A 25,062-nucleotide genomic window follows, 5' to 3' on the forward strand; every position below is an offset into this window, starting at 1 on the left:
CGATTCTCTTCGAATAGACAGTAGGGGCCCAGCCCCCTACTGCAGAGGTGTTGCTAAATCGTGCGGCGACGGGTTAAGGCAACGCCCGCACCGATTAGCGCCCCAACGATACCCCACATAATCATCAGGAAGGCTCGGCGTGGGCTATCACGTTTTACCGGTTCTTCCGGCGTACGCAAATAACGATAGGTCTGAAAACGAGGGTCCAGGGTCGGCCCCACATTAAGCGTATTCAACATTGCCCGATTTTGAAAGTAGTCCAAATCGAACGCAGGGCCAACCGCTTGCAGATTTTCAAGACGCGCCTGCAACATAGGGCGACCGAGTAAAAAAAGCTCTGAGTCCGGTAATTCATCTGCCGGGACATCCGTCGCGCTACGAGAAATATTATGTTGTTCCGCAATTTTGAGCGCCTGCTCAATACTGTTTACACGACGCGAATAGATCGCTTTCGCAACCTCTTCCTGCCGTTTGACCTGGGCTTTCATCTGCACGGTACGCGCAGCCCAGGCACCTTTTAATTCATCATTCAGATGGCTCGCCGCCCGCTGGCTGGCAAATGCGACATACTGACGCAGCAGATTATTGGCGTCCGGCGCAGTTTCAGCAATCAGCTTCACATTGTCGTTGATGGCGCGTGTAAAATCGCCGGGCGTAAACTGTATGTTATTGATCAGTTCATCAAGCATCGCCGCATCAGCTTTGCTATTCCCGACCATTCGCTGCTTGTAATAGTCCGTCTGTAACCAGAAATCGCGACGCGTATCCCAGGAGGCAAGTTGCATGATGAACTCTTTATACGCTTCATCCATCACCGAGGGCTTATCGGAAGAAGAGGGATCGGTCTTAATATCCAGGTTGCGCAGAAACTGCTGCTGGGAGTAATAACCGCCCAACATATTTACGGTTGGGCGATCGGTGATCGCCGTCGCACTCCACTCCTGACGAGCAAAAAAGGTATAGGCTAACGCGATAAGGGCAAATAGCAGGCCAATGCCGATAATCCAGAATTTGCCAGCCCATAAAGTACGAAACAACCCGCGAATATCCAGTTCATTTTCAGCGCTCACCGCGCGTGCCCCCGGTAATGGTTGTGTCATCGTATCCTCATTTACTTGGTTAAGTTTGGCCGGTTCTCACGTTGCCTGCGCAGGCGACGCTTCACACGCTTAATAAATCTCGCCACCTTCCAGGCCCGCTTAATGCAGTAGCCATAGAGGAAGAATGCTAGCAAAAAGAGCACCAACATAACCCATTCAGGAACAAAATGAGAGTATTCTGCCGTTACGCCTACTCCCGCCAGAATCGCCGCTGCGAGCGTAATAAGAACAAATGCCTGGCGGGAAGTAAACCCTGCTCGCATAACCAAATGATGAATATGTTGGCGATCAGGGGAAAAGGGGCTCATCCCTTTACGCAGACGGCGATACATAATCGCCACCATATCCATCAATGGAATAGCGATAATCCATAGCGCGGTAACCGGGCTGATAGAGTGAGTTTTCCCCTGCGTCGTTTCCAGTAAGAGCCAGATGACGGTAAAGCCAATCAGTGTACTACCGGCATCGCCCATAAAGACTTTATAACGCCGCCCCAAAATACCGAGATTAAGCATAATGTAAGGCAGAATCGCGGCGATCATGGCAAAGCACCACATTGCCAGACTAGTCTGACCATCAAACCATAAAATCAGCCCCATCGCCGCAAATGAGACGCTGGATAACCCACCTAGCAGGCCGTCAATACCGTCAACCATATTGAAAGCGTTGATCGCCGCCCATACCGCAAACAGCGTAAGGAAATAGCCAAAGGGGCCAAGCACTAACTCCCAAGGCCCAAAGATGTAACCAAGGCTACCTAAGTGAAGTTTTGCGATAACCATCATTACAACCGCAATAACAGCCTGAACCACAGCACGGATTTTTACACTGATATCAAAACGGTCATCCATCGCACCAACAAAAACCAATACACCAGCGCAAATAAGATATAGCGATAAGTGCGGTATGTAGTAATCCGAGAGGCCAAACATAAAGCAGATTCCTGCAAACACAGAAATCCCGCCGACTAATGGGATAACACCCTGATGTCGTTTACGAAAGTTTGGTTTATCCACTAAACCAATTTTTATGGCTACTTTTCGCGCAAGAAAAATAAAAATGGTCGTGAATAAAAAAATACTGATTAGCTCAGATAAAGCGGTGAGTAACTTCACAGTGTATGTGCTCTCAGCATATATCATTTCCTTAAAGTATAATGCGTTACGCCAGCTCCTAGAAGAGACCTGTTAGAACATTACACTTTTTACCGCAAACAATGTGTATTGTGCATGGTGTTACTCTGTAGCGCATATCCCGATGACCAGTTTATATGACATGACGCTAAGATGAATCGCAAAACAAAAACGCCACGTAAAAACGTGGCGTTTTCAGGTAAAGACCAGGTTATGAGCGCTTCATCATCTCGAAAAAGTCGTCATTAGTTTTGGTCATCGCCAGTTTGTTAATGAGGAATTCCATCGCGTCAATTTCACCCATCGGATGGATGATTTTACGCAGGATCCACATTTTCTGCAGCTCTTCCTGAGTGGTGAGCAGCTCTTCTTTACGGGTACCGGAACGGTTGTAGTCGATAGCCGGGAAGACACGTTTTTCAGCAATCTTACGCGAGAGATGCAGCTCCATGTTACCGGTGCCTTTAAACTCTTCGTAGATAACTTCGTCCATCTTGGAACCGGTATCGATCAGCGCCGTCGCGATGATAGTCAGGCTACCGCCCTCTTCCACGTTACGCGCCGCGCCGAAGAAACGCTTCGGACGATGCAGGGCGTTAGCGTCCACACCACCGGTCAATACTTTACCGGAAGCCGGCACCACGGTGTTGTAGGCACGCGCCAGACGGGTGATGGAGTCGAGCAGGATGATAACGTCTTTCTTGTGTTCAACCAGACGTTTCGCCTTCTCGATAACCATTTCGGCAACCTGAACGTGGCGGGATGCCGGTTCGTCAAAGGTAGAGGCAACCACTTCGCCTTTCACCAAACGCTGCATCTCGGTTACTTCTTCCGGACGTTCGTCAATCAGCAGCACCATCAGCACGCAGTCTGGGTGGTTATACGCGATGCTCTGCGCGATGTTCTGCAGCAGCATGGTTTTACCCGCCTTCGGCGGCGCGACAATCAGACCGCGCTGGCCGCGACCGATCGGCGAAGCCAGATCCAGAACGCGCGCCGTTAAATCTTCGGTAGAACCGTTACCACGCTCCATACGCAGACGAGAATTTGCGTGCAGCGGGGTTAAGTTCTCAAAGAGGATTTTGTTACGGGCGTTTTCCGGTTTGTCGTAGTTAACTTCGTTAACTTTCAACAGCGCAAAATAGCGTTCACCTTCTTTCGGCGGGCGAATCTTACCAGAAATGGTATCACCAGTGCGGAGGTTGAAACGGCGGATTTGGCTGGGGGAAACGTAGATATCATCAGGACCGGCGAGGTAGGAGCTGTCTGCAGAACGGAGGAAACCAAATCCATCCTGCAATATCTCCAGCACACCGTCGCCAAAGATATCTTCGCCACTCTTTGCGTGCTGCTTCAGGATGGCAAAAATAATGTCCTGCTTGCGCATACGGGCCAGATTTTCCAGCCCCATACTTTCGCCGAGAGTGATCAGCTCAGAAACCGGCGTATTCTTTAATTCGGTAAGATTCATAATGGTGTGAGTTCTTAAACTTGGGGTAAATCTCGAACTTAATGTTGTGAATGGTATGGCAGGGTCATCCATGCCTGTTTACGGCTATCAACTCATGTCTGTTCGCTGTCTGGTCACAGGAAAGTACGCAGAACTGAAACGACAAGACGGAATGAGCGAAGAGCCAGGAATCTTTCCACTTCTCGTGCGAGAAAAAACGGGAAGTGACGGATAAAACCAGATTCAAACTTAATAAGGTATGTTTAATTCGAAGTCAATACTAACTTAGCACGACTCAGACCGGGCGTCCAGAGATCCTGACAATTTAAGAATAACGTAAGGACAACAGACGCCACGAAACTGCCTGATACCTTAATCATTCGTCGAATGACAGACGCCTGACTATACAGCGCCTTTGTCATTCGACGTATAAAAGGTATTACGCCAGATTGGCGTCGAGAAACTCTTTCAACTGACCTTTAGACAGTGCGCCTACTTTGGTTGCCGCCACTTCGCCGTTTTTAAACAGCAGCAGAGTCGGAATACCGCGGATGCCATATTTAGGCGCAGTACCTGGGTTCTGGTCAATGTTCAGTTTGGCAACGGTCAATTTGCCCTGATATTCGTCAGCGATTTCATCCAGAATCGGAGCGATCATTTTACACGGCCCGCACCACTCTGCCCAGAAATCAACGAGGATAGCCCCGTCCGCTTTGAGTACATCCGTGTCAAAACTGTCGTCAGTCAGGTGAATAATTTTATCGCTCATATATAACTCCACAGGAATAAGCCTGGCGTGTTGGTGTAGCATTAACCAACGAGGTGCTGATGTTAACTTCGCCAACAAAGGTTGACTTTATTTCACCGGATACGCTTTCGTAAAGCAATAGTAAGCTGATATTCTACCACACTATGAGCAAAACACATTTAACAGAACAGAAGTTTTCCGACTTCGCCCTGCACCCACAGGTGGTTGAAGCCCTTGAAAAAAAAGGGTTTTATAATTGTACGCCCATTCAGGCACTGGCCCTTCCGCTAACGCTGGCGGGTCGTGACGTTGCAGGGCAGGCGCAAACCGGTACCGGGAAAACGATGGCGTTTCTGACGTCAACGTTTCATTATTTACTTTCTCATTCCGCGATCGACGATCGCAAGGTGAACCAGCCGCGTGCGCTGATCATGGCGCCGACGCGTGAATTAGCCGTACAAATTCACGCAGACGCGGAGCCGCTGGCGCAAGCGACAGGCTTAAAATTAGGCCTGGCTTACGGCGGCGATGGTTACGACAAGCAGCTTAAAGTGCTGGAAAGCGGCGTTGATATTCTTATTGGTACAACGGGCCGACTGATCGACTACGCCAAACAAAACCACATTAACCTCGGCGCCATTCAGGTCGTCGTACTCGATGAAGCCGATCGCATGTACGATTTGGGCTTTATTAAAGATATCCGCTGGCTGTTCCGTCGTATGCCGCCGGCTGCGCAGCGTCTGAACATGTTGTTCTCCGCCACCCTGTCTTATCGGGTTCGCGAGCTGGCGTTTGAACAGATGAACAACGCCGAATATGTTGAAGTGGAACCGGAGCAAAAGACCGGCCACCGCATTAAAGAAGAGCTTTTCTACCCCTCTAATGAAGAGAAAATGCGTTTACTGCAAACGCTGATCGAAGAAGAGTGGCCGGATCGCGCCATTATTTTCGCCAACACCAAGCATCGTTGCGAAGATATCTGGGGACATCTGGCGGCAGATGGCCATCGTGTTGGTCTGCTGACCGGCGACGTCGCGCAGAAAAAGCGCCTGCGGATTCTGGATGAGTTCACCCGCGGCGATCTGGATATTCTTGTGGCGACCGATGTCGCGGCGCGCGGGTTGCATATCCCCGCCGTAACGCACGTCTTTAACTACGATCTGCCAGACGATTGTGAAGACTATGTTCACCGTATCGGTCGTACCGGTCGCGCTGGCGCCAGCGGACATTCCATCAGCCTGGCTTGCGAAGAGTATGCGCTGAATCTGCCCGCCATTGAGAGCTATATCGGCCACTCGATTCCGGTCAGCAAATACAATCCGGAAGCGCTCATGAACGATCTGCCCAAGCCGTTGCGTCTGACGCGTTCGCGTCCTGGCAATGGTCCGCGCCGCGCTGGCGCTCCGCGTAATCGTCGTCGTTCAGGTTAAGAAAAGTTATGTCATACACAAAATCATTTAGCCTGTATCAAGGCGGCAAGAAAACAAATCCCGATGAGCTTAGGAAGAGTACGCAGCCAACACGGATACAGGTTGAAGGATGAAGTGTATGAATTCCACCTCGTTGTATGCCGCCATTGATCTCGGTTCCAATAGTTTTCATATGCTGGTCGTGCGCGAGGCGGCGGGAAGCATCCAGACGCTGACCCGAATAAAACGCAAGGTGCGTCTGGCCGCGGGTCTGAACAACGACAACCACCTTTCAGCCGAAGCAATGGAACGCGGCTGGCAATGCCTGCGTCTGTTTGCTGAACGTTTGCAGGATATCCCGCAGCCACAAATCCGCGTGGTTGCCACCGCAACATTGCGTCTCGCCGTCAATGCAGGTGAATTTATCGCGAAAGCGCAGACTATCCTTGGTTGTCCGGTGCAGGTTATCAGCGGCGAAGAAGAGGCGCGGCTGATTTATCAGGGGGTCGCTCATACCACCGGCGGCGCAGATCAGCGACTGGTGGTGGATATCGGCGGCGCCAGCACTGAACTGGTTACCGGCACTGGCGCGCAAACCACGTCGCTGTTTAGCCTGTCGATGGGCTGCGTAACGTGGCTTGAACGCTATTTTAGCGATCGTAATCTGGCGCAAGAAAATTTTGATGACGCGGAGAAAGCCGCGCGCGATGTGTTGCGTCCGGTCGCCGATGAACTGCGTTTTCATGGCTGGAAGGTCTGCGTGGGTGCCTCCGGCACCGTACAGGCATTGCAGGAAATTATGATGGCGCAGGGGATGGACGAGCGCATTACGCTCGCCAAACTGCAGCAGCTAAAACAACGCGCGATACAGTGCGGGCGTCTGGAAGAGCTGGAAATCGAGGGCCTGACGCTGGAGCGCGCGCTGGTTTTCCCAAGCGGGCTGGCTATTCTGATCGCGATATTTACCGAGCTGAACATCCAGAGCATGACGCTGGCAGGCGGCGCGTTACGCGAAGGGCTGGTGTATGGGATGTTGCATCTGGCGGTAGATCAGGATATCCGCAGCCGCACGCTGCGAAACATTCAGCGTCGGTTTATCGTCGATACCGATCAGGCAAATCGCGTGGCGAAGCTGGCAGATAACTTCCTCAAACAGGTAGAAAATGCCTGGCATATTGAGCCTATCAGTCGTGAACTGTTGCTTAGCGCTTGCCAATTGCATGAGATCGGTCTGAGCGTTGATTTTAAACAGGCGCCCTATCATGCTGCCTATTTAGTACGCCATTTGGATCTGCCTGGCTATACGCCCGCGCAGAAAAAGTTGCTCGCCACCCTCTTACTGAATCAGACCAATCCGGTCGATCTCTCTTCGCTTCATCAGCAAAACGCGGTACCGCCCCGTGTTGCGGAACAGCTATGCCGTTTGCTGCGCCTGGCGATTCTCTTTGCCGGTCGCCGTCGTGACGATCTGGTACCAGAAATTACGCTACAGGCGCTAAATGAAAATCTGACGTTAACCTTGCCTGGCGACTGGCTGGCACATCACCCGCTGGGTAAAGAGTTGATTGATCAGGAAAGCCAGTGGCAAAGCTATGTACACTGGCCGCTGGACGTTCGCTAACTGTAGTCTGATTGCCGGATGACGCTTCGCTTATCCGGCCTACGATTTCGCTCGCTTTGCCGCCATCATGGCTTTCAGATTAGCCAGGTGACTTTGCCCTTTTTGCATTCGCTCCTCAGCGCTTACCACTTTGCGCTCCTGCTCCCAGATTAAATCATCCTGCGGGAGTTCTAACAGGAAGCGGCTGGGTTCCGGGCGCACCAGTTCCCCATACTGACGGCGCTCTTTACATAATGTAAAGGTGAGCTCTTTCTGCGCGCGAGTGATCCCGACATAGGCCAGCCGACGCTCTTCCTCAATATTATCTTCGTCAATGCTGCTTTGATGCGGCAAAAATCCTTCTTCCATTCCCACCATATAGACATACGGGAATTCCAGTCCTTTCGACGCATGAAGCGTCATCAACTGTACCTGATCCAGCTCTTCTTCGCTCTCGCCGCGCTCCATCATATCGCGCAGCGTAAAGCGTGTAACCACCTGGGTCAGCGTCATCGGCTCATCAAGTTCGTTGCCTTCCAGCATCTCAGTCATCCAGCTAAAGAGCTGGTTAACGTTTTTCATACGCATTTCCGCCGCTTTGGGGCTCGGCGAGGTTTCGTACAACCAGGATTCATAGTCAATACCGTGGATGAGATCGCGCACGGCGGCGACAGGCTCGCGTTCGGCCAGACGCTGGATTTCCCCCAGCCAGTGGGTAAAACGCGTCAATGAATCGTAACCACGTCCGGTCAGCTTCTGGCTAAGTCCCATATCAAAGCTGGCGGTAAACAGGCTCTTATTACGCGTCATTGCCCATTCGCCCAGCTTTTGCAGCGTGGCCGGACCGATTTCGCGTTTTGGCGTATTCACGATGCGCAGGAAAGCGCTGTCATCATCCGGGTTGGTCAACACCCGCAGGTAGGCCAGCAGGTCTTTAATCTCCGGACGGGAGAAGAATGAGGTGCCGCCGGAAATTTTGTACGGAATGCGGTTCTGCATGAGGAATTTTTCAAATACCCGCGACTGATGATTCCCGCGATACAGAATGGCGTAATCCTTGTACTGGGTCTTGTTCACAAAGTGATGGGCAATCAGTTCGCCGGTAACGCGCTCAGCTTCATGCTCTTCATTGTTTGCGCTTAACACTTTGAGTTCCGCGCCGTAACCGAGCTCGGAAAAGAGGCGCTTTTCAAAGACGTGCGGATTGTTGGCGATGAGAATATTCGCCGCTTTCAGGATGCGGCCCGAAGAACGATAGTTTTGCTCCAGTTTAATCACCTGCAGCGCCGGAAAGTCCTGGCTCAGTAACACCAGGTTTTGCGGACGCGCCCCGCGCCAGGAGTAGATAGACTGGTCGTCATCGCCCACGACCGTAAAGCGCGCGCGTTGCCCGACCAGCAGCTTAACCAACTCATACTGGCTGGTGTTAGTATCCTGATATTCATCCACCAACAGATAACGAATTTTATTCTGCCAGCGCTCGCGCACCTCGTCATTGCGTTGCAGCAGCAGCGTCGGCAGCAAAATCAAATCATCAAAATCGAGAACGTTACATGCCTTCATATGGGCGTCGTAAAGCCCGTAGCAGTGGGCAAAAATACGATCGCGTTCGCCTTTCGCCCCCGCCGCTGCCTGTGCAGGCGTTTTGAGATCGTTTTTCCAGTTGGAGATCGTGGAGATCAGCTGTTGCAACAGAACCTTGTCGTCTTCGATCAGGCCTTCGGTCAGCTCTTTGAGCAAGGCGACCTGGTCGGTATCGTCAAACAATGAAAAGTTCGATTTCATCCCCAGCGCAGCGTACTCGCGCTTAATAATATCCAGCCCTAGCGTATGAAAGGTGGAGATCATCAAACCGCGCGCTTCCTTACGGCCGAGCGTCTGCCCGACGCGTTCTTTCATCTCACGCGCTGCCTTGTTGGTAAACGTCACCGCCGCAATATGCCGGGCCTGATAGCCGCATCCGCGGATCAGGTGGGCGATTTTATTGGTAATTACGCGAGTTTTACCAGAACCCGCTCCTGCCAGCACCAGGCAGGGTCCGGTGACGAATTCGACAGCGTGTTGTTGGCCGGGATTTAAACGCATGGGAATAGTGCTCAATCTTCGAACGGGGGAGGGATTGTAGCAGAAAGCGAGGCCCAGAGAAGACCAGGCTGCTTTTTCAGGCAGCCTGGAAAAGGTCAATCAGCAGGCTCTGGCGGCAAGCGGCGTATAGCCATTACGCTGTGCGCTCTTGATCCAACTGTAAGAACCCATTAGCGCGATCGCCGTCAGCAGAACATACTCAAGCGACATCGCATAAACGCCCTGTACTGCATAGATCACGACGCTAATTACATCAATAATCACCCACAGCAGCCAGTTTTCCACGTACTTGCGGGTCATCAGCACCATCGCCGCAATCGACAACACCAGCATGGTGGAATCCCAGAACGGGAACGCATCCGGCTGGAGTTCAGGCATCGCCACCTGCATACCTACCGTTTGCAGCAGAGCGAGCATAACGCGGGTCAACATAGCGAAGACCGGATCGATAAACCACGTCATCAGCAGAATGGCGATAATACATACGCCCCCCAACCTCCATGTTTGTTGACGAGAAAGCCAGCGTACTTTCAGAGCGGCTTCCCGGGCGTCATTCTGCCGGCTCCATGCGTACCAGCCGTAAATATTCGCCGCAAAGAAAAACACCTGAAGTAGCAAGCTGGCATACAGTTGAATCTGAAAAAAGATGGCGGCAAACAGAGTGACGTTAATCAAACCAAACAGGTAATTAACGATTTTTTCCCGGCTGGCGCACCAGATGCACAATAAGCCAAAGACGGTGCCGATAGCCTCAATCCACGACAGCGCATACCCACCCTCGCCGAGAGGAATGTTGACCATTACATTGTTAATGCTGAAAAAGTCCATCATTGCTCTCCTTGCAAACTATCGAAATAAATGGCCTGAAGCGCCAGAGAAATTTGGCGCTCTTCACCTTGCTGGCACAAGGTTTCCTGCTGAACATAATGGTTAATGCTGCTCTCCAGACAACCACTATGCGCGACGACCACGTTTAGCAACGACGCGGTACGCAGCCCACGTAACGCCCCCACCACCATCAGCGCGGCGGTTTCCATATCCGCGCCGAGAACTCCCCTGGCCGACCATTCGGCATCCAGTTCAGCTTCGCGATCGGTATAAAAACTGTCATGGCTGCGTACCAGCCCGCAAACGGCAGAGATGTTCATCTGTTTCGCCTGCTGTATCAGCGTGGCGGTAAGATACGGGTCCGCACAGGCCGGATAACTGGCGGGCGCATAGGTTTTGCTGGCACCGTCGTCAGCCACCGCGCCGTGGGCGATGATCACATCGCCCAACGCCAGCGAGTCCTGCAACGCGCCGCAACTACCGATACGGATTAGCGTGTTGACGCCAACCTGGCGTAACTCCTCAATGGCGATAGCGGTTGACGGTCCGCCGATTCCCGTGGAAAGCACGACTATTTCAACCCCCTGGTACCAACCGCGCGCCGCGCGAAACTCCCGGTTTTGCCCCAGAATCTCAGCCTTATCAAGAAAACGGGCGATTCTATCCACCCGCCCGGGGTCGCCGGGCAAAAGCGCATATTTCGCGCGGGTCATGCTTGTGTTAAGCCGAATATGGGGTTGCATCTCCCGTCTCCTTATTGTTCTGAGAGGTTCAGATTTCCGCCTCCTGTTTGAGTTTTTCAGGAGCCAGTAAAATGATCCGCTCACCGTCGGTATCGATAATGTTCAGCGATTTCAGATCGTGCAGTATCCGGTTGATGCTGCGCGTCGTCGCCGCAAATTCCTGACCAAGATTCTGCTTATCAAGCAAAATAGTGGTTGATTCATATTGTTGATAACGCAGCCATAATGCCTGGCATACGCGCTGATGCAGCGAGTACAAATTGTCGCTACTGGCCTTTTTCGACAACTGGTAATACTGTTGGCTGAAAAACCGCAGCATTCGCTGGTTAAAGTGGTTATCCAGCGTCAGCCAGCGGCAAAAATGCGCTTGCGGCAGGCTGAGTAGCTGTACATTGCCGACGGCTACGACAGAACAGATGTAATGCCGCGACTCAAATATCTCTAGCTCGCCCAGCATATCTCCTTTGCCATAACGCGCCTGCCGGTAACGGCGTCCATCTTCAGCTTCGTAAAAAACATCCACTTCACCGGCCACGATGAGTGAAAATTGCTGGCATATTTCCCCCTGGCGGCAGATAAGCGCGCCACGGGAAATGTCGTCAAATCGCCAGCACTGCATGATTTCCAACGGGCAGTATTTGAGTAATTCATAGAGCACTGGGTCGCGTACGACCTGGCGTAGCCCTAAAAGCCAGTCGTCTGGAAATTCTGCGTTTTTCATTATGTTCATGGTATCTCGCCCCTTGTCAGAAAGGACAGGACCGCCGTCCCGCACATCCGAAATACGCCCGCTAAAAATGCCGCTTATCTCCCGGTTCATTAAATCAGGCGGGACATCTGTCCTGTAATGGCGAAGAGTATATGTCTGACGGCCTAAGGAGTGATAAAGTGACGGCCAATCTTTGCGACGTGAGAACACAATAATGGCAAAAATGGCAGCAGCACTGCATATTCTTGTAAAAGAAGAGAAACTGGCATTGGATCTTCTGGAGCAAATTAAAAACGGCGGCGATTTTGAGAAGCTGGCGAAGAAGCATTCTATCTGCCCATCCGGTAAAAAAGGCGGTCATTTAGGCGAATTTCGTCAGGGCCAGATGGTTCCGGCATTCGATAAAGTAGTCTTTTCCTGCCCGGTACTGGAGCCAACCGGCCCATTGCACACCCAGTTCGGTTATCACATCATTAAGGTATTGTATCGCAAATAAAAAGCCGGGTGGCGGCTACGCCTTACCCGGCCTACATCGTCTGCTTGATTTTGTAGGTCGGGTAAGCGCTAGCGCCACCCGACACTGCCTACATTAACCCGCTACCGCAATGCGTTTCATATCCGTCATATAGCCGCGCAGTTTCTTACCTACCTGCTCAATCGCATGACTACGAATCGCGTCGTTCACGTCGCGAAGCTGTGCGTTGTCTACTGCGCCTTCCGGGATAGCACTACCCAGATCGCCCGGTTGCAATTCCGCCATAAACGGTTTCAGCAGCGGTACGCAAGCGTAAGAGAACAGATAGTTACCGTATTCTGCGGTATCGGAGATAACCACGTTCATTTCGTACAGACGCTTACGGGCGATGGTGTTCGCGATCAGCGGCAGCTCGTGCAGTGATTCGTAGTAAGCGGATTCTTCGATGATGCCGGAATCGACCATGGTTTCGAACGCCAGCTCAACGCCCGCTTTCACCATCGCAATCATCAGCACGCCTTTATCGAAGTACTCCTGCTCGCCGATTTTACCTTCAAACTGCGGCGCGGTTTCGAACGCGGTTTTACCGGTCTCTTCACGCCAGGTCAGCAGTTTCTTATCGTCGTTAGCCCAGTCAGCCATCATGCCGGACGAGAATTCGCCGGAGATGATGTCATCCATGTGTTTCTGGAACAACGGCGCCATGATCTCTTTCAGCTGTTCGGACAGCGCGTAAGCACGCAGTTTTGCCGGGTTAGACAGACGGTCCATCATCAGGGTGATGCCGCCCTGCTTCAGCGCTTCGGTGATGGTTTCCCAGCCGAACTGAATCAGTTTTTCGGCGTATGCCGGGTCGGTGCCTTCTGCCACCAGCTTGTCGAAACACAGCAGAGAACCGGCCTGCAGCATACCGCACAGGATGGTCTGCTCGCCCATCAGGTCGGATTTCACTTCCGCCACGAAAGAAGACTCCAGTACGCCCGCACGGTGACCGCCGGTCGCCGCCGCCCAGGCTTTCGCAATCGCCATACCTTCGCCTTTCGGGTCGTTTTCCGGGTGTACCGCGATCAGGGTCGGTACGCCGAAACCACGTTTGTACTCTTCGCGCACTTCGGTGCCCGGACACTTCGGCGCTACCATCACCACGGTGATGTCTTTACGGATCTGCTCGCCCACCTCCACGATATTGAAGCCGTGGGAGTAGCCCAGCGCCGCGCCGTCTTTCATCAGCGGCTGTACGGAACGCACCACGTCGGAGTGCTGTTTGTCTGGCGTCAGGTTAACCACCAGGTCGGCCTGCGGGATCAGCTCTTCGTAGGTACCCACTTTGAAGCCGTTTTCGGTCGCTTTACGCCAGGAAGCACGCTTCTCAGCAATCGCTTCTTTACGCAGGGCGTAGGAGATATCCAGACCGGAATCACGCATGTTCAGGCCCTGGTTCAGCCCCTGAGCGCCACAGCCGACGATGACCACTTTTTTACCCTGAAGGTAGCTCGCGCCGTCGGCGAATTCGTCGCGGCCCATAAAGCGGCATTTACCCAGCTGTGCCAGCTGCTGGCGCAGGTTCAGTGTATTAAAGTAGTTAGCCATGATGGTGTACTCCGTGATGTTGTGTGTCGCGCTTATTGTTCGGTTTACAGATTGCTATCTGTGCGAATGAACCCACATTACAACAGGAAATTTATTGCGGAAATTGATATATTCACAACGTTATGTTGCGGTTTATGCAACGTCAAAAACCGGAGGTCTGTCTGTGGATTTACGCGATCTAAAAACCTTCCTGCATCTGGCGGAAAGCCGCCACTTTGGCCGCAGCGCGCGGGCGATGCACGTCAGCCCCTCCACGCTCTCCCGGCAGATTCAGCGGCTGGAAGAAGATCTCGGCCAGCCGCTGTTTGTGCGCGATAACCGTACGGTCACGCTGACCGAAGCGGGTGAAGAGCTGCGAGTGTTTGCCCAACAGACACTTTTGCAATATCAGCAGTTGCGCCATACCCTCGATCAGCAGGGGCCGTCCCTTTCCGGCGAACTGCATATTTTCTGCTCGGTGACCGCGGCATACAGTCATCTGCCGCCGATCCTCGACCGTTTTCGCGCCGAACATCCCTCGGTGGAAATTAAGCTCACCACCGGCGACGCCGCCGATGCCATGGACAAAGTGGTCACCGGCGAGGCCGATCTGGCGATTGCTGGTAAGCCGGAAACGCTACCCGGCGCGGTGGCGTTTTCGATGCTGGAAAATCTGGCGGTGGTGCTGATCGCCCCGGCGCTGCCCTGCCCGGTGCGTAATCAGGTTTCGGTTGATAAGCCCGACTGGTCGACGGTGCCGTTTATCATGGCCGATCAGGGGCCGGTACGCCGCCGCATTGAGCTGTGGTTCCGCCGCCATAAAATCAGCAATCCGCAGATTTACGCCACCGTCGGCGGTCACGAAGCGATGGTCTCAATGGTGGCGCTGGGCTGCGGCGTGGCGCTGCTGCCGGAAGTGGTGCTGGAAAACAGCCCGGAGCCGGTGCGCAATCGGGTGATGATTTTAGAGCGCAGCGACGAAAAAACGCCGTTTGAACTGGGCGTCTGCGCGCAAAAAAAGCGGCTGCATGAGCCGCTAATTGATGCGTTCTGGAAGATTGTTCAGGGTTGATAAGGTAATAAAATGCGCACAAAAATAATGCTGTTATCTGCACTGGTAGCGATATGCTTCAGCGTACAGGCTAAACCGACGGGCATTACCGTACAGGATGTAAAGCATCTGGCGTTAAAGCAGTGCCTTGTTGATAACTATCATAAACGCATTCCGCCGGATGCTTTTTATGCTCCAGGCCATGATATGTCGTTTTTAGTTAAAACCTACGCGTTAGATAATGCCGGGAAATGGAAACCATTCCTTAAATTCGTCGCCAAAGAAACAGAAGGCTTTGACCGCTTAACGATGGCGCTCCACCCCGATAGCGCTAAAGACGCTAATAACGTGCTGGAGCGGTGTATGGCATTTTATGAATCGGACAAATTAGATAAATACGTTCGAGAGACAGTGATGAAATAACAAGAGTCGGCTTATGCTCCCAAAAAACAGTAAGACTGCGCGTATCCTTAAGGAGCCCCATGCTGCTATGGGCGGAAATTCAGGCAACTATGTCCGTGCAGAAGTAGAATTTGATTCTACGAAGCGAAAACTCTTACCGATAAAAGGGTATCGACCCGACATTGTCATACCGTCCCTCACGGATGAATATTGGGGCATCACCTTTGTCGAAGGAGAAATTGAACTTTTTGATTTCCCTTTCATTGTTAGCCTGGCTTTCACATTCAATGATGAGCATTATCTCCAGATCAGGGAAAATCAGTTATTTGTTATAATGGAAGGGCCTCACCAGGTAGGTAAAGGGCGATTCCTGGAAATACACTTTATCCCGAAAAATGTTAATACATAACGGCAATCTTTTATAAATCCGCCGGGTTCACCTGCTTCATGGTTTCCACCGTCATCAGCCACTGGTACAGCGGCTCCAACTGTTGGAAACTCTCGGCCAGCCGTGTGACCAGATCGGTATGGAAGAGTTTTTCTACGTCATTATCCGTCACCATCACGGCAAACGTTTTACGCTGATACCAGTCGGATATCGCCGGGTCGAGATCTTTGGCCAGCAGCCGCTTATAGCTTTCCCCCACCAGCTCAAATGGCGGGCTGCAGCATTCGGCAACCTGTAAAAACGCATCAGGCCGCTTCCTCAACGTATGGCGAAACAGATCCATCGTAGATTTGCTGGCGCTGTAGTAACCCAACCCATAGCGTAGGGTATCGGGGCTGATTTCAAAAAAGTAGGCTGGCGCATCGATCCAGTTTTTCGCCGAACGTTTGAAGGTCAGCCACATCCGGCTGCGGTACAGCGATTTGTCGTGCGAGAAACGGGTATCGCGGTGAATACGCGACAGGGTTTTACCGATGGCGGGTCGGGTTTCCAGCAGTGGATCGATTTCCAGCATCGCTGGAGCAAGGTCGTCCACCAGCGCGCGGAATGGAGTCAGAAGGCTTCTTTCGTAGATAAAGCGGTGCTCATCGAACCAGGCTTTGTCGTTCTCAATACAAACCTGCTGAAGAAAATTGAGCCCTTCTTGTGCAAATCCCTGAAAGCGTCCAGCCATCTTTTTGCCCTTACTCATAGCGATCGTCAGTTTATTATCCCACTCCCTGACGCGCCGTCTATGCAGATGACCGGAAGGAGACATTTCTTCCGGTCATCACTATTCCTACCCCGCCAGAAAGAACCGGAACGCCGGGTTATTGCTCTCATCATGGCATTCATAGCCCAGCTCATGCAGCCGGGTTTCGAAATCCGGCTCATGATCGCCTAACTCGAACGCCGCCAGCACGCGGCCATAATCGGTACCGTGGCTGCGGTAATGGAATAGCGAAATATTCCAGTGCGTGCCAAGCGTATGCAGGAATTTGAGCAATGCGCCGGGCGACTCCGGAAATTCGAAACTATACAAACGCTCCTGTAATGGCTTGGAGGGGCGTCCGCCGACCATATAGCGCACATGCAGCTTCGCCATTTCATCGTCGGAGAGATCCACTACGCTATAACCGCCGTCGCACAGTTGGGTGATAATCTCTTTTCGCTCCTCCAGCCCCTGACTGACGCGTACGCCGACAAAAATACAGGCATTTTTCGCGTCGGCAAAACGGTAGTTAAATTCGGTGACCATACGCCCGCCAAGCAACTGGCAGAATTTGAGAAAGCTACCCTTTTCTTCCGGAATGGTCACCGCCAGTAACGCTTCGCGCTGTTCCCCCAGCTCGCAGCGTTCAGACACATAGCGCAAGCCGTGGAAGTTGACGTTGGCGCCGGAAAGGACGTGCGCCAGGCGTTCGCCGCGAATATTGTGCTGGGCGATATATTTCTTCATCCCTGCCAGCGCCAGCGCGCCGGACGGCTCCGCCACCGCACGCACATCTTCAAACAGGTCTTTCATCGCCGCGCAGATCGCGTCGCTATCGACGGTTACGATGTCGTCAAGATACTCCCGGCACAGCCGGAAGGTTTCGTCGCCGATGCGTTTTACCGCCACGCCTTCAGCAAACAACCCAACGCGCGGGAGATCCACTGGATGACCGGCTTCCAACGCCGCTTTCAGGCAGGCGGAATCCTCCGCTTCGACGGCAATCACTTTGATTTGCGGCATCAATTGTTTGATCAGTACCGCTACGCCCGCCGCCAGGCCGCCGCCGCCAACCGGCACAAAGACACGATCGAGATGCGAATCCTGCTGAAGCAGTTCCAGCGCCAGCGTGCCCTGCCCGGCGATCACCATTGGGTGATCAAACGGCGGCACCCAGGTAAAACCCTGCTGCTGCGCCAGCTCAATAGCTTTCGCTTTCGCTTCATCAAAATTAGCGCCGTGCAACAGCACTTCGCCGCCAAAACCGCGTACCGCATCGACTTTAATATCCGCCGTTGCTTTTGGCATGACGATCAGAGACTTCACGCCAAGCCGCGCGGAGGAAAACGCCACGCCCTGTGCATGGTTCCCCGCCGACGCGGTAATCACGCCGTGGGCTTTTTGTTCTTCGGTCAATCCGGCCATCATCGCGTAAGCGCCGCGCAGCTTAAAGCTATGTACCGGCTGCCGGTCTTCGCGTTTGACGAGAATAACGTTATCCAGACGTGACGAGAGCTTTTCCATTTTTTGCAGCGGCGTCACCTGCGCCGCCTCGTATACTGGCGCGCGTAGCACCGCGCGCAGATACTCCGCCCCTTCCGGCGCGACTGACAGAGGTTGAGATTCCGCCATCATCAACCTCCCAGTTTCGATTTATCGCGCACCGCGCCTTTATCGGCGCTGGTCGCCAGGCTGGCGTAGGCACGCAGGGCAAACGAAACCTGACGCTGACGATTTTTCGGCGTCCAGGCTTTATCGCCGCGAGCTTCCTGCGCCTCGCGGCGTGCGGCGATTTCAGCCTCGCTCAACTGCAACTGAATGCTGCGGTTTGGGATATCAATCGCAATGGTGTCGCCATCTTCAATCAACGCAATAGTGCCGCCGCTGGCCGCTTCCGGCGAGACGTGGCCGATGGAAAGACCCGAAGTACCGCCGGAAAAACGCCCATCGGTAATGAGCGCGCAGGCTTTGCCCAGCCCCATCGACTTCAGGAAACTGGTCGGATAGAGCATTTCCTGCATGCCCGGCCCGCCTTTCGGCCCTTCGTAGCGGATCACGACTACATCGCCTTCCACTACTTTGCCGCCGAGAATCGCCTCTACCGCGTCGTCCTGGCTTTCATACACTTTCGCCGGGCCGGTGAATTTAAGGATGCTGTCATCGACGCCCGCGGTTTTAACGATGCAGCCGTTTTCGGCGAAGTTGCCATACAGCACCGCCAGACCGCCGTCTTTGCTATAGGCATATTCCAGCGAGCGGATGCAACCCGCTGCGCGGTCGTCATCCAGCGAATCCCAGCGACAATCCTGCGAGAACGCCTGGGTAGTACGGATACCGGCAGGGCCAGCACGGAACATTTTTTTAACCGCTTCGTCCTGCGTAACCGTGATGTCGTACTGTTCCAGCGTTTGCGGCAGCGTCAGGCCTAATACGTTTTTCACGTTGCGGTTCAGCAGCCCGGCACGATCCAGCTCGCCTAAAATACCCAGCACACCGCCGGCACGGTGAACGTCTTCCATATGGTATTTCTGGGTACTTGGCGCCACTTTACACAGCTGCGGCACCTTGCGGGACAGCTTGTCGATATCACTCATGGTGAAGTCGATTTCCGCTTCCTGCGCCGCCGCCAGTAGATGCAGAACGGTATTGGTCGAACCGCCCATCGCAATATCCAGCGTCATCGCATTCTCAAACGCCGCCTTGTTGGCAATGTTTCGTGGCAGTGCGCTTTCGTCATCCTGCTCGTAATAGCGTTTAGTCAGTTCAACAATCCGCTTACCGGCATTGAGGAACAACTGCTTCCGGTCAGCGTGGGTCGCCAGTAGCGAACCGTTGCCCGGCTGCGACAGGCCCAGCGCTTCGGTCAGGCAATTCATGGAATTAGCGGTAAACATGCCGGAGCAGGAGCCGCAGGTTGGACAGGCGGAGCGTTCAACCTGGTTACTTTGATCGTCAGAGACTTTCGGGTCCGCGCCCTGAATCATGGCATCAACCAGATCCAGCTTGATAATTTTGTCTGAAAGCTTGGTTTTCCCGGCTTCCATCGGTCCGCCGGAGACAAAGATCACCGGAATATTCAGGCGCAGCGAGGCCATGAGCATCCCTGGGGTGATTTTGTCGCAGTTGGAGATACACACCATCGCGTCAGCGCAGTGAGCGTTCACCATGTACTCCACGGAGTCGGCGATCAGCTCGCGCGACGGCAGTGAATAGAGCATACCCCCGTGCCCCATGGCGATCCCGTCATCCACGGCAATAGTGTTGAACTCTTTCGCCACACCGCCGGAAGCTTCAATCTGTTCGGCGACCAGCTTACCGAGATCGCGCAGATGAACGTGACCCGGCACAAACTGAGTGAATGAGTTCACCACGGCGATAATCGGTTTGCCAAAATCACTGTCGGTCATTCCGGTGGCGCGCCACAGCGCGCGGGCACCCGCCATATTACGACCATGAGTGGTGGTGGCGGAACGGTACTTAGGCATGCTTTATTTACTCCCCATCTTTTCCCTTCATACTTCACGCCACAGGTGCGTTGGCTGCCTCACTCACCCCAGTCACTTACTACAGTAAGCCCTGGGGATTCGCTGCGTTGCCGCCTTCCTGTGACGCAAATTATTTTGGGAAAATATTAATTTTATTTATTATGAATTTACCGGATCCAACCAGCCCCATTTATCCTCGGTTTCTCCAGTGAAGAGACCAAAGAAGGCTTGTTGAATACGCTTGGTCACAGGGCCGCAACGGCCTTCACCTACCTGGATACCATCAACGCTGCGTACCGGAGTAATTTCTGCCGCGGTTCCGGACATAAACACTTCGTCGGCCAGATACAGCGATTCACGGGACAGCACCTGCTCACGCACTTCAATACCCAGCTCTTTCGCCAGTTTGATGATCGCGTCGCGAGTAATGCCTGGCAGCGCGGAAGAGGTAAACGGCGGAGTAAACAGCACGCCATCTTTTACCTCAAACAGGTTTTCGCCTGCGCCTTCGGAGATATAGCCGTTTACATCCAGGGCGATGCCTTCCTGATAGCCGTGGCGGCGCGCTTCGCTACCCACCAGCAGTGAGGAAAGATAGTTCCCGCCCGCTTTCGCGGCGGTCGGAATGGTGTTCGGCGCAGCGCGATTCCAGGAAGAAACCATCGCATCGATCCCCTGATCCAGCGCTTCGGCGCCCAGGTATGCCCCCCACGGGAACGCGGCGATGATGACGTCAGTGGTGTATCCCGGGGGCGGGTTAACGCCCATACCGACATCGCCGACAAATACCAACGGACGGATATAGGCGCTGGTCAGGTTGTTTTTGCGGATCACTTCGCGGCAGGCTTCCATCAGCTCATCAATACTCTGGGAAACCGGAAAACGATAAATTTTTGCTGAGTCGCGCAGGCGCTGCATATGTTCACGATGACGAAACACTACCGGGCCTTTGTGAGAGTCGTAGCACCGAATCCCTTCAAATACCGACGTACCGTAGTGCAGCGCGTGAGACATTACGTGAACCTTCGCGTCTTCCCAGCGCACCATCTCGCCATTGAACCAAATATAATCAGCTTTTTTCGTCGTCATTTTTCTTCCTTTTGCGCTCAGGCGCGGATTTGTTGTGATGTGGCAGCGCTCTGGCAGATCGCGACATGCGCAACATCTACCAGTTTACTTAACTGACTAAACAGTAAGTCGACCGACCGGGGACTGGCAACGGTCAATTCAATATTTATATTCTGCGCATCGGTCGCGGCTTCCATATTCATGGAGCACACCTGAAAACCACGATGGCGCACCACGCGTAAAACACGTTCTAAGGTTTCTGGATTAAAGCGTGCCGATACATTGACCTGATGTTGCATCATGATAATTTCTCCAGCATTTCAGAGTTACTGGCGCCAGGCGGCACCAACGGCCAGACATTTTCAAGTTCGTCGATTGAGACGTGAAGCAGGTACGGCCCTTCGCTTGCCAACATCGTGTCAAGTGCCGCTTCAACCTGGTCTTTACGAGTAATGTGCTGGCCTGGAATGCCGAAGGCGCTGGCCAGCATGAGGAAATCGGGGTTATCGGTCAGGGTGGTTTCGCTATATCGCTCCTGGAAAAACAGTTGCTGCCATTGTCGAACCATCCCTAACCGCTGGTTGTCGAGTAAGACTATCTTCAACGGTAACTGCTTGCGTTTTACGGTGCCCAACTCCTGAACATTCATCATGAAGGAGCCGTCACCGGAGATACAGATAACGGTATCATTCGGTCGCGCTACCTGTGCGCCAACGGCCGCCGGTAAGCCGAATCCCATCGTCCCCAGACCGCTGGAAGTGATGAAGTTCTCCGGGCGGGTGTAAGTCATATGCTGGGCTGACCACATCTGATGCTGCCCCACATCCGTCGTCACCACGCTGTCTGCGGGTTTGCGTTCCGACAATTGCTTCAACAACAACGGCGCATAGATAGTCTCGCCAGGATGGTCATAGCGCCAGGCGTGTTCTGCGCGCAGCTCTGCACAGGACTGACGCCATGCGTCGATCTTCAGCGGTTGCTGTAATGCCGGCAACAGCGAATTTAAATCGCCCTGCAACGCGACGTGTGCCTGACGCAGTTTGTTCATTTCCGCCGGGTCGATATCCATATGGATTACGCTGGCGTTCGGCGCAAACGTATTCAGCTTACCGGTCACCCGGTCATCAAAACGTGCACCAACGGCGATCAGTAAATCACACTCTTGCACCGCGAAATTAGCCGCTTTAGTACCGTGCATTCCCAGCATGCCCAGATAGTACGGATAATCAGCTTCAACAGTCCCCAGCCCTTTCAGCGTGCAGGTAACTGGCATTTGCGTTACCGCGATAAATTTACGCAGCGCCGGAACTGCCTGCGCCATACCAACACCACCGCCGACGTACAGCATGGGTTTTTTCGCCTGTTCCAGCATCTGGCGCGCCTGTTCAACATCAGCCTGCGGGAAGGTCGCTTCGTTATCAACGGTAGTAAACCAGGGTTCCAGCTCACCGCTGGCCAACTGGATATCTTTCGGGATATCCACCAGAACCGGGCCAGGACGGCCAGCGTTGGCGACTTCAAAAGCCTCTGCCATGATACGAGGCAGCTCTGCCAGCGACTGCACCAGGAAGCTGTGTTTGGTACAGGCCAGCGACAGGCCTAACACATCCACCTCCTGGAACGCATCAGTGCCGATGAACGGGGCGGAAACCTGACCCGTGATCGCGACGACGGGGACCGAATCTAACAACGCATCCGCCAGGCCAGTGATCAGGTTAGTGGCGCCAGGGCCGGAAGTGGCGATACAAACACCGGTTTTGCCGGTAGAACGGGCATAACCGATTGCCGCCATTGCGGCCCCCTGCTCGTGTCGGCACAACAAATGCTCCACACCACCGTCATACAACGCGTCGTAAACTGGCATAATTGCGCCGCCAGGATAACCAAATACGGTTTTCACCCCCTGCGCTCGCAAAGCATGTACCACCCACTGTGCCCCGTTCATAGTTACATCCCCGTCGTAAATCTTGAGAAACAGAATTTTATGCTGTTATTCACGCTCTGCTCCTCGCTTAAGTTTTTCAGGCCAAAAAAAACCCCCGGACCTTTCGGTGCGGGGGTCTTAGTTCGTTAAGGCTTGATTTCTAAGCCTTTCCTCGTCCAAGTGCAGCCCCGCACGGTGGGATAATAATCACCACCACGCTAATCACGACCAGGCTAATCACTCGTAGAAGGGCTGTCATTTTTGTCTATTCTTGCATCTTGTTCGAAGGAATACCTAAAGAGTTACCATAGGTTTTGCCAATAGCACAAGATATTTTTTTAACCACGTTTCAGATAATGCAGGTGAATGCCTAAAAGTGCTTTGTTTTTTATAAGAAAAATTAGCAACTGAAAAATTTTCACGTTTTCCTCCCCCTTTTGGCGCACTCTACACCCTGTTTTCCTTCTTTTCGCTTCTGCGAGCGTTCTTCCAGTTTGATGCTTCTTACCTGAAAATGACGCCAAAATTCAGGAATCAGCCGCTAAAAACAAAAAGTCAGTAATTCGATTTTCTCTTCTATTCCGCATAATCCACGTAACAGGAGGGATTATGTCACTGGCGATTGTTCATACCCGCGCCGCACTTGGCGTCAATGCGCCGCCTATCACTATAGAGGTGCATATCAGTAATGGATTACCGGGATTAACCATGGTTGGCCTACCGGAAACCACGGTAAAAGAGGCGCGTGACCGGGTACGTAGTGCGATTATTAATAGCGGATATGAATTTCCGGCTAAAAAAATAACCATTAACCTTGCTCCAGCCGATCTACCGAAAGAGGGTGGAAGGTATGACCTGCCTATTGCTGTTGCGCTTCTGGCCGCGTCTGAGCAGCTTACAGCGTCGAATCTTGAGGCATATGAGCTGGTGGGTGAGTTAGCGCTTACAGGCGCATTACGCGGCGTTCCTGGCGCAATATCAAGTGCAACGGAAGCCATCAGGGCCGGCAGAAATATTATCGTCGCAACAGAGAACGCGGCGGAGGTTGGGCTTATCAGCAAAGAAGGATGTTTTATCGCCGATCATCTACAAACCGTCTGCGCCTTTCTGGAAGGGAAACACGCCCTGGAAAGACCTTTAGCTCAGGATATGGCATCGCCTACCGCAACTGCCGATCTTCGCGATGTGATCGGTCAGGAGCAGGGTAAACGCGGCCTGGAGATTACAGCGGCAGGTGGCCATAATCTGCTATTGATCGGCCCGCCGGGTACGGGTAAAACCATGCTGGCCAGTCGACTGAGCGGGATTCTTCCACCATTAAGCAATGAAGAGGCGTTGGAAAGCGCCGCGATCCTCAGTCTGGTTAATGCCGATACGGTACAAAAACGATGGCAGCAACGCCCCTTTCGCTCACCTCATCATAGCGCCTCACTTACTGCTATGGTCGGCGGCGGCGCAATACCCACCCCGGGAGAGATATCGCTGGCGCACAACGGAATTTTGTTCCTTGATGAATTGCCTGAATTTGAACGACGCACACTGGATGCGCTACGTGAACCTATAGAATCCGGTCAAATTCATTTATCCCGTACCAGAGCGAAAATAACGTACCCTGCCAGGTTCCAGTTAATCGCCGCAATGAATCCCAGCCCGACCGGACATTATCAGGGAAACCATAATCGCTGCACGCCAGAACAGACACTACGTTACCTTAATCGGTTGTCAGGCCCGTTTCTTGATCGTTTTGACCTTTCGCTTGAGATACCGCTTCCACCGCCCGGGATTCTTAGCCAACATGCCTCAAAGGGTGAGAGCAGCGCTACGGTAAAAAAGCGGGTCATCGCCGCCCATGAACGGCAGTACCGACGCCAGAAGAAGTTAAACGCGCGTCTGGAGGGTCGCGAAATCCAAAAATATTGTGTTTTGCATCACGATGACGCCCGCTGGCTTGAAGACACGCTGGTGCATCTTGGATTATCCATTCGCGCCTGGCAGCGTTTACTAAAAGTGGCCAGAACCATTGCCGACATAGAACTGGCTGACCAGATCTCGCGTCAGCATTTGCAGGAGGCGGTAAGCTATCGGGCGATAGACAGGTTGTTAATTCATTTGCAAAAGCTGCTGGCGTAAAAAAAGGGCATTAC

The 25,062-nt window shown here is 53.0% G+C and carries 25 protein-coding genes; 7 read left to right on the plus strand and 18 right to left on the minus strand.

Going from position 1 to position 25,062, the window contains the following annotated elements; translation table 11 throughout:
- Positions 1-53: 53 nt before the first annotated feature.
- The 5 genes from wzzE to trxA form a co-directional block, all read right to left on the minus strand.
- Complete coding sequence (gene wzzE, locus K8W53_RS23170) at positions 54-1,100, minus strand: ECA polysaccharide chain length modulation protein (RefSeq protein ID WP_000193417.1); 1,047 nt, start codon at positions 1,098-1,100, stop codon at positions 54-56.
- A gap of 11 nt (positions 1,101-1,111) precedes the next feature.
- Positions 1,112-2,215 (minus strand): UDP-N-acetylglucosamine--undecaprenyl-phosphate N-acetylglucosaminephosphotransferase, encoded by a 1,104-nt coding sequence (gene wecA, locus K8W53_RS23175; RefSeq protein ID WP_000771937.1) that lies wholly within the window; start codon positions 2,213-2,215, stop codon positions 1,112-1,114.
- 229 nt (positions 2,216-2,444) lie between these two features.
- Positions 2,445-3,704 carry a transcription termination factor Rho gene (gene rho / locus K8W53_RS23180; RefSeq protein ID WP_001054532.1) on the minus strand — a complete coding sequence of 420 codons (1,260 nt, stop codon included), beginning with the start codon at positions 3,702-3,704 and terminating at the stop codon, positions 2,445-2,447.
- 87 nt (positions 3,705-3,791) lie between these two features.
- On the minus strand, positions 3,792-3,875 hold the full coding sequence (locus K8W53_RS23185; RefSeq protein WP_134820045.1) for a rho operon leader peptide: 84 nt from the start codon (positions 3,873-3,875) through the stop codon (positions 3,792-3,794).
- A 247-nt stretch (positions 3,876-4,122) separates the two neighbouring features.
- Positions 4,123-4,452 (minus strand): thioredoxin TrxA, encoded by a 330-nt coding sequence (gene trxA, locus K8W53_RS23190; protein ID WP_001280776.1) that lies wholly within the window; start codon positions 4,450-4,452, stop codon positions 4,123-4,125.
- A 143-nt stretch (positions 4,453-4,595) separates the two neighbouring features.
- On the opposite strand from trxA, the gene rhlB reads away from it, so the two are divergent.
- Together rhlB and gppA are read left to right on the plus strand one after the other, a co-directional pair.
- The gene (gene rhlB, locus K8W53_RS23195; protein ID WP_023224557.1) at positions 4,596-5,861 is read left to right on the plus strand and encodes an ATP-dependent RNA helicase RhlB; all 1,266 of its coding nucleotides are present in this window, start codon (positions 4,596-4,598) and stop codon (positions 5,859-5,861) included.
- Positions 5,862-5,979: 118 nt separating this feature from the next.
- Entirely contained in the window at positions 5,980-7,461 is a 1,482-nt protein-coding gene (gene gppA, locus K8W53_RS23200; protein WP_001089447.1) for a guanosine-5'-triphosphate,3'-diphosphate diphosphatase, read from the plus strand.
- A gap of 39 nt (positions 7,462-7,500) precedes the next feature.
- Here the strand turns inward: gppA and rep are convergent, their stop codons facing one another.
- The 4 genes from rep to K8W53_RS23220 all read right to left on the minus strand — a co-directional run bounded on the left by rep (position 7,501) and on the right by K8W53_RS23220 (position 11,826).
- Positions 7,501-9,525: a DNA helicase Rep gene (gene rep, locus K8W53_RS23205; protein ID WP_001238842.1), complete on the minus strand. Its 2,025-nt coding sequence runs from the start codon at positions 9,523-9,525 to the stop codon at positions 7,501-7,503.
- Positions 9,526-9,624: 99 nt separating this feature from the next.
- Positions 9,625-10,353, minus strand: a complete 729-nt coding sequence (pnuC, locus tag K8W53_RS23210; protein ID WP_020838007.1) for a nicotinamide riboside transporter PnuC — start codon at positions 10,351-10,353, stop codon at positions 9,625-9,627.
- The gene (locus K8W53_RS23215; RefSeq protein WP_001182428.1) at positions 10,353-11,096 is read right to left on the minus strand and encodes a nucleoside phosphorylase; all 744 of its coding nucleotides are present in this window, start codon (positions 11,094-11,096) and stop codon (positions 10,353-10,355) included. The genes pnuC and K8W53_RS23215 overlap by 1 nt, the downstream gene beginning before the upstream one ends.
- A 28-nt stretch (positions 11,097-11,124) precedes the next feature.
- Positions 11,125-11,826: a Crp/Fnr family transcriptional regulator gene (locus K8W53_RS23220; RefSeq protein ID WP_001024340.1), complete on the minus strand. Its 702-nt coding sequence runs from the start codon at positions 11,824-11,826 to the stop codon at positions 11,125-11,127.
- Between the two features lie 193 nt (positions 11,827-12,019).
- Here K8W53_RS23220 and ppiC point away from each other — a divergent pair, with 193 nt between their 5' ends.
- Positions 12,020-12,301, plus strand: a complete 282-nt coding sequence (gene ppiC, locus K8W53_RS23225; RefSeq protein WP_001096806.1) for a peptidylprolyl isomerase PpiC — start codon at positions 12,020-12,022, stop codon at positions 12,299-12,301.
- A gap of 93 nt (positions 12,302-12,394) precedes the next feature.
- On the opposite strand, the gene ilvC is transcribed toward ppiC, so the two are convergent.
- Positions 12,395-13,870: a ketol-acid reductoisomerase gene (gene ilvC, locus K8W53_RS23230; RefSeq protein WP_000024943.1), complete on the minus strand. Its 1,476-nt coding sequence runs from the start codon at positions 13,868-13,870 to the stop codon at positions 12,395-12,397.
- A 163-nt stretch (positions 13,871-14,033) separates the two neighbouring features.
- Here ilvC and ilvY point away from each other — a divergent pair, with 163 nt between their 5' ends.
- Genes ilvY through K8W53_RS23245 form a run of 3 tightly spaced genes read left to right on the plus strand, consistent with a single transcriptional unit; the run spans position 14,034 to position 15,711 of the window.
- Positions 14,034-14,921 (plus strand): HTH-type transcriptional activator IlvY, encoded by an 888-nt coding sequence (gene ilvY / locus K8W53_RS23235; RefSeq protein WP_001530887.1) that lies wholly within the window; start codon positions 14,034-14,036, stop codon positions 14,919-14,921.
- Between the two features lie 12 nt (positions 14,922-14,933).
- Positions 14,934-15,323, plus strand: coding sequence for a hypothetical protein (locus K8W53_RS23240; RefSeq protein WP_001259309.1), 390 nt, complete (start codon positions 14,934-14,936; stop codon positions 15,321-15,323).
- A 13-nt stretch (positions 15,324-15,336) separates the two neighbouring features.
- Positions 15,337-15,711: a hypothetical protein gene (locus K8W53_RS23245; protein ID WP_000937045.1), complete on the plus strand. Its 375-nt coding sequence runs from the start codon at positions 15,337-15,339 to the stop codon at positions 15,709-15,711.
- A gap of 10 nt (positions 15,712-15,721) precedes the next feature.
- Here the strand turns inward: K8W53_RS23245 and K8W53_RS23250 are convergent, their stop codons facing one another.
- From K8W53_RS23250 to ilvL, 8 genes are all read right to left on the minus strand, one after another.
- Positions 15,722-16,423, minus strand: a complete 702-nt coding sequence (locus tag K8W53_RS23250) for a DUF2461 domain-containing protein (RefSeq protein WP_024147969.1) — start codon at positions 16,421-16,423, stop codon at positions 15,722-15,724.
- 105 nt (positions 16,424-16,528) lie between these two features.
- Positions 16,529-18,073, minus strand: a complete 1,545-nt coding sequence (ilvA, locus tag K8W53_RS23255) for a threonine ammonia-lyase, biosynthetic (protein WP_023137104.1) — start codon at positions 18,071-18,073, stop codon at positions 16,529-16,531.
- A 2-nt stretch (positions 18,074-18,075) separates the two neighbouring features.
- Positions 18,076-19,926, minus strand: coding sequence for a dihydroxy-acid dehydratase (ilvD, locus tag K8W53_RS23260; protein WP_023195008.1), 1,851 nt, complete (start codon positions 19,924-19,926; stop codon positions 18,076-18,078).
- 159 nt (positions 19,927-20,085) lie between these two features.
- On the minus strand, positions 20,086-21,015 hold the full coding sequence (gene ilvE, locus K8W53_RS23265) for a branched-chain-amino-acid transaminase (RefSeq protein WP_000208532.1): 930 nt from the start codon (positions 21,013-21,015) through the stop codon (positions 20,086-20,088).
- Between the two features lie 17 nt (positions 21,016-21,032).
- Positions 21,033-21,296 (minus strand): acetolactate synthase 2 small subunit, encoded by a 264-nt coding sequence (gene ilvM, locus K8W53_RS23270; protein ID WP_000983260.1) that lies wholly within the window; start codon positions 21,294-21,296, stop codon positions 21,033-21,035.
- Positions 21,293-22,939 (minus strand): acetolactate synthase 2 catalytic subunit, encoded by a 1,647-nt coding sequence (gene ilvG / locus K8W53_RS23275; protein WP_001012567.1) that lies wholly within the window; start codon positions 22,937-22,939, stop codon positions 21,293-21,295. Before ilvG ends, ilvM begins: the two co-directional genes overlap by 4 nt.
- Before the next feature lie 2 nt (positions 22,940-22,941).
- Positions 22,942-22,992, minus strand: coding sequence for a peptide IlvX (gene ilvX / locus K8W53_RS23280; protein WP_192930503.1), 51 nt, complete (start codon positions 22,990-22,992; stop codon positions 22,942-22,944).
- Between the two features lie 86 nt (positions 22,993-23,078).
- Positions 23,079-23,177 carry an ilv operon leader peptide gene (gene ilvL, locus K8W53_RS23285; protein WP_001311244.1) on the minus strand — a complete coding sequence of 33 codons (99 nt, stop codon included), beginning with the start codon at positions 23,175-23,177 and terminating at the stop codon, positions 23,079-23,081.
- Between the two features lie 350 nt (positions 23,178-23,527).
- Here ilvL and K8W53_RS23290 point away from each other — a divergent pair, with 350 nt between their 5' ends.
- On the plus strand, positions 23,528-25,048 hold the full coding sequence (locus K8W53_RS23290; RefSeq protein WP_023224553.1) for a YifB family Mg chelatase-like AAA ATPase: 1,521 nt from the start codon (positions 23,528-23,530) through the stop codon (positions 25,046-25,048).
- The last annotated feature ends 14 nt before the right edge of the window (positions 25,049-25,062 follow it).

Origin of the sequence: Salmonella sp. A29-2 (genome assembly GCF_020150755.1) — a bacterium.
Lineage (GTDB): Bacteria > Pseudomonadota > Gammaproteobacteria > Enterobacterales > Enterobacteriaceae > Salmonella > Salmonella enterica.